We start from the raw sequence: 14,566 nt of genomic DNA, 5'->3' as shown, positions 1-14,566 counted from the left end.
AACTCGGTACACCATTAAGTCAAAGCATGCTTAACTGAATGGTGTTAGCCTTAGGCGCTTTTTTTATATCATATTGTTACGCTTAACCGTTTCAGCTTTTGGCTTACTAGGCAGCGCAATAGATACGTTTTTTTCTTTTAAAGCAGCTAGTAAACCTTTTTGATCGTTTGTACCAACTCTATACAAGGTGCCATCTTTGAGCGTTAACTGTATTGCACTAAAGCCAGATACTGTATATACCCAACCATCATGAGTAATTCGCATACCAATACCGTGCCTGTAAGAGTTTTGAACTGCTTTTGCTTCTACTACTTCGCTAAGCTCAATACTTTGCCCAGCAACGCCTGGACCAAACGCCCAGCTAATATTTTTATCATCTACTTTTACTGTTAGGCCATGGAACAAAAAGCCCACCAGCACTAAAATCCCAGTAAATATTATTAAAGGTCCATCAGCGCCTAACAAGTTCCACGCAAGCGCCACAAAACCGCCAATCCACGATAATACAAAAAAGATAAACACCGCATACTGTTTATGCTGATACATAATATTCTCTAAATTAAATAAATACTTAAAAGCTGTATACCAATGTAGCACTCAGCTCTGAGTCAAACTTGAGTTTATCATCTTCGGGTTTTGAATTATAACGATACATGTAGGTAAATTTGAGTGATACCGCGCCAATCACTTGGCTTATCAGTGCGGTTTCCGATTTTAAGCGAGAATTAAGACCTGAAAGCGACTGCTCTATACTCACATCTTGATTAAAACGAGTACGCTTAGAGACCAAACGTTCCCACTGCATTGCAACACGTACTAAATAACCGGTTTTATCAATTTCATCTTCGCTCACATCCGAATCTTCATCGGCGACTGAACGGTATAAACCAGGTCCTATATCAATATCTACTTTGTTTTTAGAGCCTTGATATACACGCGCACCATAGCCTGTCGCCACCGTGCTTTTAAAATCAAGTCCACTAAACTCATCTTCTTCGTAATCACCGTAAATAAAAAATGAGGAGTTTTTAACACCTACTTTATAGTTACCTTGCGCTGATACAAAAATACGATTAGCAGTAACATCAGTGCCACCGCTTTCATCGTTTTCATCACGCTTATAAAGAGAGTCTATTTTAAATTGATTACGCCACTTTTCAAAATCTTGGTATAAATTACCTTTGAGCTTAAAACTGGTCGAATTGGTGTTACCTTTACTTAGAATAAAACCAAATTCAGTATCACCGTAAAGCATATCACCTTTGTGTAACTCATGAATTTCTTCATCAGAGAGCTTGCCATATTCATGAAAATCTTCAAATGGATCAACAGCCCAACTTGGGCAGCTAATTATTAAAAAAATTAAAAATAAATACTTACGCACAACACTCTCTCTGCACACAATTATAAAAATAAGCGGTATTGCTTATTCACTCTCTTTCCATAAAATATGACAAAACGGAGCATCTTTATCACGACTAATCAAAATTTTAGCAAACAAAACATCATCATTTTCAAATTCTAAACCAACTAGCACCTGAATAAAGTGCTCTGGCTCTATCTCAAGGGCAACAAAATCTTGCCACTGATCGTCTGGCTCGTCTTCTTCAATAAAGCCTAGGTCTTCTCTAAACTCATTAAAGTCTTCAACATCTTTATCACTCAAGTTATTTGGCGCTAGCTCTAAAAAAATATCATAAGCTTGGTGAGTAGCTTCTTCTACCGTATATAAACGTGGACCCGACATATGTGCTTAACCTTAAGCTTTTAAGTTGCGCTATATTATCAAATCTCATCATCATTTTGATAAAAAAAAGCGTAAAACACTGACTTTTTTGTAACTGAGTCATGCTTTATTCAGCATGCAGCTCAAACAATAAATAACAATTTAACTAACCCATTGAATATCAAGATTACTTTTTTAATTTAAGCTTAAAATAACAACGTAAAAAATTTTATTATCTCAAGTTCTAATTGTTTAGCTTTTTCTCATCTAAATCTAACCCTTTAAGACTACAGCTTTAGCAATAAATTCCATTTATTTAAAAAATACTGTCACTTTACTTAATTCTTATAACAACATAAGCTCAACTAACAGGTCAGAGGAGTGTGTAATGATAAAACTAGAAAAACAAAATGGCATTGCAACCGTCACGCTTAGCAGAGCAAAAAAACAAAACGCATTAAGCTTTGAAATGTTTGTAGAGCTAAACAAAGCCATTAAAAACATAAAAAGAGATCGCAGTATTCGTGCTGTAGTAATAAAAGGCGATGGCGAGCATTTTTGTGCAGGGCTTGATATATCAGCCGTAATGGCGGCACCATTGAATATTATAAAATTATTGCTTAAATGGTTACCTGGCAATCAAAATTTAGCGCAAAAAGTAGTATTAGGCTGGCAGTCACTGAGCGTGCCTGTTATTGCACAAATTGATGGCAACTGTTTAGGGGGAGGATTACAAATAGCGCTGGGTGCTGATTACAGGATTGTTCATATTGATGCCAAGCTTGCCATTATGGAAGCGCGTTGGGGCTTGTGCCCCGATATGGGCGCAAATGTAATGATGAGCGGTTTAGTTAAGCGTGACCAAGCACTTTGGCTTGCAAGCCACGCAAACCCAATCACAGCACAACAAGCAAATGAGCTAGGTTTAGTTACTCAGCTTACCGATGATACTCAACAAGCCACGCAAAACATGCTCAATACATTACTTGAGCGCTCACCCGATACGCTTGCTGCTATTAAACGTGTTACACAACTTAGCTATAAACCAAACCAACGAAAAATACTCGCTAAAGAAACTTTCAGCCAAATTCGCTTACTGCTAAACCCAAACACTAAAAAAGCAATTGCTAAAGCAAAAGGAAAAGCGGATATAACCTACGCAAATACAAAGCAATGGTAGACTATTGCACAATGCATAAAAGAGTTTGATTTGTTAAAGTTAAGCTCTTATCTTTTCTGTGAGCCACTTTGATGAAATATCTGCTCAGTAGCGCTATTATTTTACTATGTTTAGCCTGCGCTAAACTCATTATGCACTTTATTGGTGGAAGCTTTCCTGCACCGTTACTCGCTATGGTTATTTTATTAGTTTTACTCTTATCGGGTATTGTAAAAGAGCAACATATAAAACCATGCGCCTCCCCTATTTTAAATATTATGCCTATCTTTTTCATTCCAGCGGGTGTGGGATTTATTGAGCATCTCGGCCTTATAAAATCGCACTGGGCATTTTTAGCATCAGTTGTGGTGCTTGTCCCTATAACTACTTTATTGCTTGTTAGCAGTGTAATTGCGTACTTTAAGGGAAGAGAAAATAATGACTAATTTTACTTTTTCCGCTATTTCAGAGCTACAGCCTAATTTATGGTGGCTAAGTATTCCTTTCATTATTGTATTATTTTTAGCGCTAAGGGCCGTAAACCAAAGTATAAAAAGCAGCGTATTTAAATCGCTCACCAACCCCGTATTTTTAAGTATTAGTATTATTGCTTTATTACTCGTTAATCTAAATTTGCCTTATACGCAATTTGCCACGCACAGCAAATTACTAAGCTGGTTATTAGAGCCCGCAATTGTGGCTCTAGCGCTTCCTTTATATCAGCAGTTTACACACGTACGAAAAAATCTATTACTCATAGTCGCAACATGTAGCTTAGGTATTGTTAACGCAACCGTTGTGGCATTTTTGCTAAGCATATTATTTAATTCGCCAGCGCAGCTAAGTGCATCTGTTGCCGCACTCAGTGTGACGACCCCAATATCTTTAATTGTTACCGACTCGTTAGGAGGGATTAGCTCACTTGCTGCGGCTTTAGTTATTTTTATTGGTTTACTAGGCGCTTTATTTGGTTTTATGCTTTTTAAACTCATTAATATTTTTAATCACGAATCTCAAGGCGTTGCCATGGGCACAGCTTGCCATGCAATTGGGACCGCTGCTGCTATTGCTGAGCATCCAAAAGTAGGCGCTTACTCATCAGTTGCAATGGCACTAAGTGCTTTATTAACAGCGATTATAGTGCCGCTGTTATATCCATTTTTAGTCAACATTTTGCTATAGTTGGAAAAATACAACATAGCCCTAACATAGAGCGCTTTATGATCAGTTCTGAAATCGAACAGTTTGAAAAATATTACACCATGCTTACTGAGTATATGGTTACCTACAGTATGCAAATTGTTGGCGCTATTTTTATCGTCCTCATTGGTTTGTGGATAGCACAAAAGCTTGCCAAATTTGTAGCCGCGTTAATGACCCGCCATAACGTTGATATTACGCTCACAAACTTTGTCAGTAGCGTGGTAAAAGTACTGCTAATTGTAATGGTTATAATTATTGCACTTGGCAAAATAGGTATCAGCGTTACGCCATTTGTAGCAGCCATTGGTGCTGCATCTTTAGGTGCTGGTTTAGCGCTGCAAGGAATGCTTTCTAATTATGGTGCAGGCCTTGCCATTATAGCCACTCGACCTTTTGTTGTTGGTGATACTATTGAAGTTAAAAATGTAAGCGGCCAAGTTAAAACAATTGAGCTTGGCTACACTATTTTAATCAATGAAGAAAAAGTAGAAATCACCATTCCAAATAAGCACATAGTGGGTGAAATACTTCACAACTCATTTAGTTACTCATTGGTCAAAGGTGAAATAGATATAGCTTATAGTGCATGCTCTGATAACGCGATTAGCCTCATTGAAGACGTACTTAAAGCACATGAATTAGTCGCACAAAATCCGTTATCACAAGTGGGTATTGAACGCTTCGCCGATAGCGGTGTTACAATAAGCTACCGATATTGGGTGCCTACTACTAAAATTATCGAAACCAAACTGGCTATTAACGGTGGTGTTTATAAAGCAATTAATAACGCTGATATTGAAATTCCATTCCCTCAACGCGTCATTACAATTAACAAAGCCGACCTAGAAAGCTAATTTATTTTTATTTTGAGCTTGCATATCTGCAAGCTCATCCTTTACTCCCCCCCTCTGCTCAGAATAAACTCAAATAGTTGTGTTATAGATTTATTTGCCATATAAATAGTGTTAATAAATATCAATACGCACTTAATTTTAATAATAAAAAACAATAATGAGTAATGATGATGCGCAACCCCTTCTACCTAGGCGATTGGCAAGTAACACCTTCAACTAACTCAATTCAACTCACTGGTAAAGCCAAACAGTTAGAGCCCAAAGCGATGGAAGTTTTATTGCATTTGTGTCAACAAAATGGCGACATTGTAAGCAGCGATGAATTGCTCAATAAATGCTGGAAAAATACTGATATTGGCGATAATCCATTACATAAAACTATCACTCAACTAAGAAAAGCGCTCGGTGATAAAGCCAATGAACCACATTATATTGAAACTATCCGTAAACGTGGCTACCGCATTATTGCAAAATTATCTTTTCCGTTAGCAGATCCTATCCCAAGCACTAAAAGTACATGGCAGGGAGGATCCCCTTTCTTAGGCCTGCGTGCATATAACCCAAATGATACCCACGTTTTTTTTGGCCGTACCCAATCTATAGCTACCCTGCTGGAAAGGATATCTAGCCAGGTAAATTACGGTCGTGCTTTTTGCTTAATACTTGGCCCTAGTGGTACAGGTAAATCCTCGCTTGTTAATGCTGGAATTTTACCAAAACTGCTAGATGAGCGAGGCTATAATAGCATCGAGGTTATTTCCTACACCCAGATCGACTTTGCAGATGTGCATAAAAATAGACTTTTTCTAGACTTAGCTTCTGCATTACTTGATTGGGATATAAACGCCCAGCCTGTGTTTGAAGGATTAAGCGCGCAAACACTTGCAGAGCAACTAGAATTGGCAATAGATGGCGTAATTAACGCCATACAAGCTGCACTTAGTAAAGCCTCTACACAACTTAAAACACCCCAGTTATTTTTATTTATTGACCGCTTAGAAGTACTGCTTTCTTCTCCTATATTTAGTAGCGAAACACGCAGCCATTTTTTATCGGTTATTGAACGCTTAGCAATCTCTAAAGCTGTGATTGTATTTAGTGCGTGTCGTAACGACTTTTACCCTTTAGTGGTTGAACAACCAAGTTTAATGGCAGGCAAAGCTCATGGCGCGCACTACGATTTAACACCGCCAAACCGCTAAGAACTCCAACAAATTATTCGCCTGCCAGCGTTAACCGCTAATTTAACGTTCTCCAATGACCCACAAACTCAAACACCACTGGATGAAATATTGTGCGCCGATACCGCCAATAACCCCGATGCATTGCCCATGCTGCAATACACATTGCAAGAGCTGTACTTACAGCGCAGTGATAATAACGAGCTACTGCACAGTGTTTACAAAAAACTCGGGGGTATTGAGGGCGCCATAGGCAAAAAAGCAGAAGATATATTTATTGACCTTAGTAATGAGCAACAGCAGCAACTAAAAAGCGTATTATCACAACTGATCACTTTAAACCCAGATGGTAAAACCATTACGAGCCGCGCTGCACGCTGGCAAACATTAACAAACACAAGCCAAAAAGAGCTTGTGCAAGCCATGGTCGATAGCCGTTTATTTGTATCGCATTTACAAAACCAAGAAGCCTGTTTTAGTCTTGCTCACGAGGCATTATTACGTCAATGGCCGCGCGCAAAACAATGGATTAATGACCATAAAGATGCCTTAGCAATAAAAAGTCGTTTACAACATCAAGCACAAAATTGGGTAGATGAAGGTAAAAGTAGTGCTTACCTCCTAGTGCCAGGTAAACCGCTACAAGAAGCGCAGCTATTACTTAACGACAAACTGTTTAAATTAGATGATAACGAGCATGCTCTTATCAAAAGCTCTGTAAAAAAAACAAAAACAAAAATAAGAGCAAAACGAGTGACCGTTGCTTTATTGTGCTTACTTACATTTACCGCGTTATTAATGAGCTTCACTAGTTTTAAAGCCCAACAGCATGCGCAAAAAAAGCAGCTTGAGGCCGAAAGCTTACTAGGGTTTATGGTCGGCGACTTTGCCGATAAATTACGTAGCGTTGAACGTATGGACTTACTTGATGGTATTAGTAATAAAGCACTTGAGTATTTTACTGATCAAACTGACGATTCAAGTTCACTTTTTAGCTTTAGCGATAATAAAGCACAATTTAACAACCGTTTTCAGTACGCACAAACCCTCGAAGCAATGGGTGAAGTAGCTTATTCCCGAGGTAAAACCGATGAAGCCTTTACCGCCTTTGAAAACGCCCGCACCCGCCTTGAGGCATTATTAAAAATACAGCCTAACAACTTAGAGCTACTCACGCTTGCAGGTGCCAATGCCTTTTGGCTTGGTCAATTAGCTTATGATCAAAATGATCATCAAGCTACAGAGCAAATGTTTAAAAAATACCACGCTTACAGTAAAAAAATGTATGCGCTGGCAGCCAATGATTTTAACTCCATTATGGAATTGTCGTATTCATCTAATTCTTTAGGCTCTTTATACATAGAAAAGTCTCACTACAGCGCTGCAAAAAAGAACTTTACAGAGTCGCTTTTACTTAAAAATAAAGCGCTTGAACTAAAACCGAATAACAAAAATTTACTTCGAGATAAATCCGATACGATTAGTTGGCTTGCAAAAACAGAAGAGAAGCTAAGTAACTTTAATGAAGCAGTTAATATATTGGAAGGTGCAGTTGAGGTAATCACAAAATTGATTGCTAACTACCCTCGTGATGCAAGCCTTTTTTACACGTCAGCAAACCTATATATGCAACAAAGTTATTTACTGAGCTATTTGAGTGATAAACGGATGGCTCATAAAAAAGCCAGCTTGGCTAATCAAGTTATCAATGAAGCTTTAGTACAAGATCCAAAAAACAATAAATTTCAGCTTATGTATTATCGCTCTTTAGCACATTCACTAATGCTATCTACTGATGAAGCTACTGACTCAACAATTGAAAAAATAATTAATTTTTTAAAATCTCAAAATTTTAAAAATACCAGCACTATTAATACACAAATTACACTGATTCAATATTTTATAAATAGACAGTCACCACTCAAAGCGCAGGAGTTATTAACTGAGCTTGAGAATAATGAAAACTACACACATCAATTAGCCAACCTAACTAGAACTGGTGATTACTTAGTACATACAAGAATAAACTTAATCAAAGCAAACTTAGCTACAACTAATAAACAGCGAGAGCAATTTTGCTTAAGTGCTATCAAAGCTATTTCTGAAGCTGCAAAAATAAGTCAGAGCGTAAAAATAACATACCCACTAGTACAAGCTTATACCTGTTTAAACAGAGAAGACGAGATATCAGAAATAAAAGCAAGCCTAGTTAAATTAGGCATTACGAACTTCCAACTATAATTACTCATAAAGGAAATGATATGAATAACACCCTAGAAAATGTCGACTTTCAAGTAAATATTAAACTTAACAACGGTGAAGCTATTTTTAGTTATACAAAAAATGGCGAACCCGCTACTGGCGGTAGTGTTGTAAGAACTGAAACCGCTGGCAACTACAATTTAGACGACGCCACAATTCAAAATGGTTTCGTATTTACTGGCGCTACTATCACCGATATCGACACACAAAAACCATGCGCCCAAGACTTCAGCTATAAAGTAAGTGATAACGGCCACATAATTATCATTACCGACACAGACGAAAATAATGGATCTGTATGCTTAACCTTTAACGTTGAGTGTAATGGCAAAAAATATGAAAGCGCCGATCCTCAAGTTAAGAATGAAAAAGAACTCTAATTAGCAACGCTTCTTTTTAAATTGCACAGGCCTATTAATTGCGGTGCAATTTTTTTAAAAACGCCCCTAAATAAACATTAAATAACAATAACTTAAATCAGAAGGTTACCGAAAGGTTTAAAACCCATAAATTAAATAAACTCCTAGACATAAAGTTTCATTAACAATAAAAATGAGCAACACCATGTCTAACAATAATGAAAATAGCAGAGCAAACAACACCGACAACGCTGTATCTGCATTAATCAGCAGCATTTCTAATACCGTTAACAATGAAAAAATAAGCGCAATTATTAATGTCACTAATGTCATGGCCGATGCTATTTTTATTGTTAATGCAGATGGGGTGTTTGAATCAGTAAATCCCGTAGCAGCACGTTTTTTCAATGTAACGTCTGATTCATTAATAGGTAAAAAATGGCAAGATTGTTTACAAGAACAGTATCGCGATGACTATAAATACATGTTTGAAAGTTGGAAAAACAACTATCAAACACCACTCAACCATGGTCCGAAAGAAGTTAAAATAAGAAAAAACAATGGTAACTGTTTAGATGTTGAGTTATCTATATCATGTTTACCCGAATCGGTAGTCGCAAGTACCCCACTTTTTATTTGTATAATGCATGATATTTCAAAGCACGTTAAAAAATATAAAGTACTGGAAAACGTAGCCAGACTTGATCATCTCACTGGTATTGCTAATCGCTGTACTTTAGAAAAAACCATCATAAAAAATTGGCAAGAGTGCATAGTTAACAAGCAGCCTCTTAGCTTTATACTTATTGATATTGATTACTTTAAATTATTTAACGATAACTTTGGCCATGTAAAAGGTGATAAGTGCCTTCAAAAAGTCGCTCGTGCAATTGAAGAGTGCTTACCATCTAAAGACAGTTTAGTAGCACGCTATGGTGGTGAGGAGTTTGCTGTTGTGCTGCCTCGTTCGCACATTTCAAATGCACAAATGATTGCTAAGCGTATTCAAGAAAAAATACTCAACATTAATTTTAGAGATCTCGGTTTACCAGCGAATGTAAAAATAAGTGTAAGTCAGGGTTTAGCGTGTGAATACAACAATCAATACAGAACATCTGAGGCATTAATATGCGCGGCGGATACTGCCTTATACAGAGCGAAGTCGGAAGGTCGTAATAAATTATGTATAAGGTGATGTACTAACTATTTGGTATAGCATTTATCTACTAAAATAAAAAAACCGCAATTGCGGTTTTTTTATTACTTGAGAAAAGCTTAAATATCGATTAGCAATCCTTCGTCCTTTTTAATCTTTTCGATCACCATATAAGTATGATGAGTACCCACGCCGGGAATATCTACTAAGTCGCCAAGAACTTGTCTATATTCTTCCATATTAGAAACGCGAATTTTTAATAAGTAATCATAACCACCAGCAACCATGTCACATTCGACTACTTGTTCTATCCTTAATATGTGCTCTCTAAATACTTTAAATACAGCTGTATTTGAAGCAACAAGCGATACTTGAACATGCGCTACTAAGCTCTGATTAAGTTTAGCTTCGCTAAGCTTGGCATAATAGCCTTCAATATACCCTTCTTGCTCTAATCGTTTAACCCGATCTAGGCACGGGCTGGCACTCAAATTAACCTGTTTTGCGAGGTTAACATTAGAAATTCTGCCGTTCTTTTGAAGAACGTCTAGTATGGCTAAATCAATACGATCTAGCATGCGTAATCTATTTGGAATTGTCATAACAGAATTTTATGCGGATAAGTTAAATTTATACCCTGTAAATTATCGTAAATCGCGAAATTTAACCAGCATATTCTGCTGAATTTTAATTAGAATGCACTCACAATATCACTGGTAATTTATTGGTAATTAATTTTACTTTAATTCTTAACATCCTGAGGGTTGCTTATGTTATTCAACGGCGATTTAACTACTACTTGTCCTATCAGACAAAGAATCCGTGACTTTTACCGCATAGATGAAAATGCAGTTATTGATCATATTTTACCGCTTGCAGAAGTAGGCGTAAAAGCACGAAGTCGTGCCTGGGAAAGAGCCCGCCAGATTGTTTTGAACATTCGTAAAGAGCAAGATGGGCAAGGCGGTGTTGATGCGCTTTTAAATGAATTTTCACTCTCTAGTGAAGAAGGCGTTGTATTAATGTGTTTGGCCGAAGCACTGCTTCGCGTACCAGATAAAGCAACTCAAGATGTACTTATTCGTGACAAGTTAGCCAAAGGTGATTGGAGCTCTCATTTAGGAAGCAGCGATTCTTTATTTGTAAACGCATCTTCTTGGGGATTATTAGTTACCGGTAAAATGGTTAACTACACAGACAAAACTAAAGAACAACAGTTCGGCATGCTTAAAAAGACCATTGGTCGTTTAGGTGAGCCAGTTATTCGTAAGTCTGTAAACTTTGCTATGAAAATTATGGGCAAGCAATTCGTAATGGGTCGTACCATTGACGAGGCAATTGAACGTGCTGCCGAAACAGAGCAAAAAGGTTACGTATATTCTTACGATATGCTAGGCGAAGGCGCGCGCACAATGAAAGATGCGAAGCGTTACTTTGACAGCTACATGAATGCTATACACTCAATTGGTAAAGCGGCTAATGGTCGTGGTCCAATTAAGAGCCCGGGCATTTCAGTTAAGCTTTCTGCTATTCACCCACGCTATGAGTTCACTCATAAAGACCGTGTGATGGAAGAAATTGTACCAAAGTTAAAAGAACTTGCTCTTGCCGCTAAAAAATACGATATCGGCTTTACCGTTGATGCAGAAGAAGCAGACCGTTTAGATATTTCATTAGATGTAATTGAAGCGGTATTCAGTGATGAAGATCTTGGTGATTGGCAAGGATTTGGCTTAGCGGTTCAAGCCTATCAAAAACGCGCTATTTTTGTAATTGAATGGCTAACTGACCTTGCAACCCGCGTTGGTCGCAAGATGATGGTACGTCTAGTAAAAGGCGCATACTGGGATACTGAAATCAAAACCACACAGCAAGATGGTTTAGATCACTACCCAGTATTTACCCGTAAAGCAACAACAGACGTTTCTTACAAAGCGTGTGCTATTAAAATGCTTGAAGCGCGCGATGTGCTTTATCCGCAATTTGCTACACATAACGCTTACACTGCCGCGACTATTTTAGAAGTAGCCAAAGGCGACAACACTGGTTTCGAATTCCAACGTTTACACGGCATGGGTGAGTCATTATTCGACCAAATCGTTAACGAAGAAAAAATTCAGTGCCGCGTATATGCCCCAGTTGGTCAACACGAAGACCTACTTGCTTACCTTGTTCGTCGTTTGTTAGAAAATGGTGCTAACTCATCATTTGTGAACGCCATTGTAGATACAACAAAACCTGTTGAATCATTACTTCCAGACCCTGTAGAAACATTGCAAGGCTTGCGTAATAAGTACAATACGCAAATCAAAATGCCAATTGATTTATACGGTGAAGAACGTGCTAACTCAAAAGGCATGGATTTAACCGACATTAACGTTATCACCCCTTTCAAAGAGAATCTTGAAACATGGTTTAACGAGCACTTAATTGAGCAAAGCCAAGTACCTGAAGGCTCACTTGCAGTTAAAAACCCTGCAAATCACAAAGAAATCATCGGCCACGTTAAACTGCAAACTGGCGAAGAGATGAAAGTATTACTGGCTAACGCTGAAGCTGCACTTGAGTCATGGTCACAAACACCAGTAAGAGAGCGAGCTAACTTACTGCGTCGCGTTGCTGACATATTAGAGCGTCATCACGACGAACTTGTTGCTATCTGTATTAAAGAAGCAGGTAAAGTAGCTCAAGATGGTATTGATGAAGTACGTGAAGCGGTTGATTTTTGCCGTTACTACGCGGCGCGCGCTGAGGAGCTATCGCAAGATGAGCGTTTTGAAGCCCGTGGCGTTATTTTATGTATTAGCCCGTGGAACTTCCCGCTTGCAATATTCTTAGGCCAAGTTGCCGCTGCGATTGTTACAGGTAACACTGTAATTGCAAAGCCTGCTGAGCAAACAAGTTTAATAGCCCTTCGTGCTATTGAACTAATGCTGTCTGTTGGTTTACCTGAGCATGTTGTTCAGCCTGTTATTGCTCGTGGTTCTGAAGTAGGCAAAACAATTGTTCCTGATGAGCGCATTCAAGCGGTTATGTTTACAGGTTCTACTGAAACAGGCACATTAATTTCTCAAACACTTGCTGCACGTAACGATATTCAAGTACCGTTAATTGCAGAAACAGGTGGCCAAAACTGTATGATTGTTGACTCAACGGCACTTCCTGAGCAAGTAGTTGACGATGTGATCAGTTCTGGTTTTCAAAGTGCTGGGCAACGTTGTTCTGCTCTTCGTGTTTTATTCATTCAAGATGACGTAGCAGATGGCATTATCGAAATGCTTAAAGGTGCCCTAGCTGAGCTACACATTGGCGACCCATCGTTACTATCAACTGATGTTGGTCCGGTAATTGATGAAAAAGCACTTAAAAACTTAAACGAGCACGTTGAGTACTTAAAAGGTAATTCTATACTTCATTACGAGTGTAAAATCCCGGATAACACGCAAAATGGCGCATACTTTTTTGCACCTCGTTTATACGAAATCAAAGATTTATCAGTACTTAAACGTGAAGTATTTGGCCCATGTGTTCATATTGTTCGCTTTAAATCGAGCGAACTTGATGACGTGATGGATCAAATTAACAACACAGGTTATGGCTTAACAATGGGTGTACATTCACGTATTGAAGAGCGCTGTGAGTACCTTGCTAAAATGTCACGTGCAGGTAATGTTTACATTAACCGAAACATGATTGGTGCTATTGTTGGTGTGCAACCATTTGGTGGCCGTGGTTTATCAGGTACTGGCCCTAAAGCCGGTGGCCCTAACTACCTTCAACGTTTAGTAAAAGAAAAGGCATCACCAGATAACGTGCAAATGACAAACCTGACGCCAGATGAGCTTGATTTACACCACTACAGCGGTGCAAATGAGCAAGTTAAAAAGCTAATGGCTAACTCAATGCGCGATGAAAAAATCTGGCGTGCAACACCACTAAACGACCGTGTTTCAGCTGTGCGTCAGTTGCTTGCTAAAATCGCGACGGTAGAAATTATCGACGATTTAGCAGACGATTTAGCATTAACATTATCAGAAGCTCGTGCACAGCTTAACCGCCTTGAAAAGCACATGCGTAAATTTACTACCCTGCCAGGGCCAACGGGTGAGTCTAATACACTTCATCTAGAAGCGCGTGGTTGTGTAGTGTGTTATGCAGATAAGAGCACATCATTTAACTTCTGGGCATTGTCTATCATTACCGCTATTGCCGCAGGTAATACGGTAATTACTGTAGCGTCTGAGCTGTTTTACGATGAAGCTGTTGCCTTTAAAGATAAATTTATCTCTACAGGTGTTGCTGAAGGTGTTTTCCAAGTAGCTAAACCTAATCAGTTACAAGCTATCTTAGCTCACCCTCATTTAGCTGGTGCGGTAGTTGCCGCTCGCTCGTCACGTTTAGGCTACTTTAGCCAACAGCTTGCACAGCGTAAAGGCGCAATTTTACCGGTAATTAGCTCTGAGTATTACGATACATTAATCAAGCGCTTAATTACTGAAAAAACAATTAGTATTGATACAACAGCATCAGGCGGTAATACCTCGCTAATGACGCTTGTTGAAGATGATGAATAATTAAGCTAATGCTTTTTTACTAAAAAATAAAATAAGGCACTGTAAAGCTGTCTCTTGATCACAAGTCTGACTCAAGAGATTTTGCTAAATCG

11 protein-coding genes and 1 pseudogene are annotated in these 14,566 nt (G+C 38.4%); 8 read left to right on the top strand and 4 right to left on the bottom strand.

Features of this window, described 5'->3' with window-relative positions; translation table 11 throughout:
- Positions 1 to 63: 63 nt before the first annotated feature.
- From GQR53_RS18885 to GQR53_RS18875, 3 genes are read right to left on the bottom strand one after another with little or no spacing between them, the layout of a single operon-like run.
- The gene (locus GQR53_RS18885) at positions 64 to 546 is read right to left on the bottom strand and encodes a hypothetical protein (RefSeq protein ID WP_165744928.1); all 483 of its coding nucleotides are present in this window, start codon (positions 544 to 546) and stop codon (positions 64 to 66) included.
- Between the two features lie 25 nt (positions 547 to 571).
- Complete coding sequence (locus GQR53_RS18880) at positions 572 to 1,384, bottom strand: DUF481 domain-containing protein (RefSeq protein WP_024597159.1); 813 nt, start codon at positions 1,382 to 1,384, stop codon at positions 572 to 574.
- Positions 1,385 to 1,426: 42 nt separating this feature from the next.
- Entirely contained in the window at positions 1,427 to 1,747 is a 321-nt protein-coding gene (locus GQR53_RS18875; RefSeq protein WP_002958729.1) for an HI1450 family dsDNA-mimic protein, read from the bottom strand.
- Between the two features lie 367 nt (positions 1,748 to 2,114).
- On the opposite strand from GQR53_RS18875, the gene GQR53_RS18870 reads away from it, so the two are divergent.
- The 7 genes and pseudogenes from GQR53_RS18870 (at position 2,115) to GQR53_RS18840 (ending at position 9,939) form a co-directional block, all read left to right on the top strand.
- Entirely contained in the window at positions 2,115 to 2,906 is a 792-nt protein-coding gene (locus tag GQR53_RS18870) for a crotonase/enoyl-CoA hydratase family protein (protein ID WP_165744927.1), read from the top strand.
- A 71-nt stretch (positions 2,907 to 2,977) separates the two neighbouring features.
- Positions 2,978 to 3,331, top strand: coding sequence for a CidA/LrgA family protein (locus GQR53_RS18865; RefSeq protein WP_002958731.1), 354 nt, complete (start codon positions 2,978 to 2,980; stop codon positions 3,329 to 3,331).
- On the top strand, positions 3,324 to 4,067 hold the full coding sequence (locus GQR53_RS18860; RefSeq protein ID WP_024604711.1) for an LrgB family protein: 744 nt from the start codon (positions 3,324 to 3,326) through the stop codon (positions 4,065 to 4,067). Before GQR53_RS18865 ends, GQR53_RS18860 begins: the two co-directional genes overlap by 8 nt.
- A 38-nt stretch (positions 4,068 to 4,105) precedes the next feature.
- Complete coding sequence (locus GQR53_RS18855; RefSeq protein WP_002958733.1) at positions 4,106 to 4,942, top strand: mechanosensitive ion channel family protein; 837 nt, start codon at positions 4,106 to 4,108, stop codon at positions 4,940 to 4,942.
- A 167-nt stretch (positions 4,943 to 5,109) separates the two neighbouring features.
- Positions 5,110 to 8,364, top strand: a pseudogene (locus GQR53_RS18850) (winged helix-turn-helix domain-containing protein).
- Between the two features lie 20 nt (positions 8,365 to 8,384).
- Positions 8,385 to 8,765: a DP-EP family protein gene (locus tag GQR53_RS18845; RefSeq protein WP_024605786.1), complete on the top strand. Its 381-nt coding sequence runs from the start codon at positions 8,385 to 8,387 to the stop codon at positions 8,763 to 8,765.
- A gap of 184 nt (positions 8,766 to 8,949) precedes the next feature.
- Positions 8,950 to 9,939: a sensor domain-containing diguanylate cyclase gene (locus GQR53_RS18840; protein WP_165744926.1), complete on the top strand. Its 990-nt coding sequence runs from the start codon at positions 8,950 to 8,952 to the stop codon at positions 9,937 to 9,939.
- A gap of 80 nt (positions 9,940 to 10,019) precedes the next feature.
- Here GQR53_RS18840 and GQR53_RS18835 read toward each other — a convergent pair whose 3' ends face one another.
- Positions 10,020 to 10,502, bottom strand: coding sequence for a winged helix-turn-helix transcriptional regulator (locus tag GQR53_RS18835; protein WP_024596882.1), 483 nt, complete (start codon positions 10,500 to 10,502; stop codon positions 10,020 to 10,022).
- Positions 10,503 to 10,670: 168 nt separating this feature from the next.
- On the opposite strand from GQR53_RS18835, the gene putA reads away from it, so the two are divergent.
- The gene (putA, locus tag GQR53_RS18830) at positions 10,671 to 14,474 is read left to right on the top strand and encodes a bifunctional proline dehydrogenase/L-glutamate gamma-semialdehyde dehydrogenase PutA (RefSeq protein ID WP_024596881.1); all 3,804 of its coding nucleotides are present in this window, start codon (positions 10,671 to 10,673) and stop codon (positions 14,472 to 14,474) included.
- The last annotated feature ends 92 nt before the right edge of the window (positions 14,475 to 14,566 follow it).

It is taken from the genome of Pseudoalteromonas sp. Z9A6, from assembly GCF_011378805.1.
Classification (GTDB): domain Bacteria; phylum Pseudomonadota; class Gammaproteobacteria; order Enterobacterales; family Alteromonadaceae; genus Pseudoalteromonas; species Pseudoalteromonas distincta.
Note: the sequence above shows the minus strand (reverse complement) of the source record. Positions and strands in the feature narration are given on the sequence as shown.

What these genes read in the sequence shown, in the direction of transcription:
- GQR53_RS18855 (WP_002958733.1), top strand. Translation starts at nt 4,106, where the DNA reads ATGATCAGTTCTGAAATCGAACAGTTTGAAAAATATTACACCATGCTT.
- GQR53_RS18885 (WP_165744928.1), bottom strand. Translation starts at nt 546, where the DNA reads ATGTATCAGCATAAACAGTATGCGGTGTTTATCTTTTTTGTATTATCG.
- GQR53_RS18845 (WP_024605786.1), top strand. Translation starts at nt 8,385, where the DNA reads ATGAATAACACCCTAGAAAATGTCGACTTTCAAGTAAATATTAAACTT.
- GQR53_RS18840 (WP_165744926.1), top strand. Translation starts at nt 8,950, where the DNA reads ATGTCTAACAATAATGAAAATAGCAGAGCAAACAACACCGACAACGCT.
- GQR53_RS18865 (WP_002958731.1), top strand. Translation starts at nt 2,978, where the DNA reads ATGAAATATCTGCTCAGTAGCGCTATTATTTTACTATGTTTAGCCTGC.
- GQR53_RS18835 (WP_024596882.1), bottom strand. Translation starts at nt 10,502, where the DNA reads ATGACAATTCCAAATAGATTACGCATGCTAGATCGTATTGATTTAGCC.
- putA (WP_024596881.1), top strand. Translation starts at nt 10,671, where the DNA reads ATGTTATTCAACGGCGATTTAACTACTACTTGTCCTATCAGACAAAGA.
- GQR53_RS18860 (WP_024604711.1), top strand. Translation starts at nt 3,324, where the DNA reads ATGACTAATTTTACTTTTTCCGCTATTTCAGAGCTACAGCCTAATTTA.
- GQR53_RS18870 (WP_165744927.1), top strand. Translation starts at nt 2,115, where the DNA reads ATGATAAAACTAGAAAAACAAAATGGCATTGCAACCGTCACGCTTAGC.
- GQR53_RS18875 (WP_002958729.1), bottom strand. Translation starts at nt 1,747, where the DNA reads ATGTCGGGTCCACGTTTATATACGGTAGAAGAAGCTACTCACCAAGCT.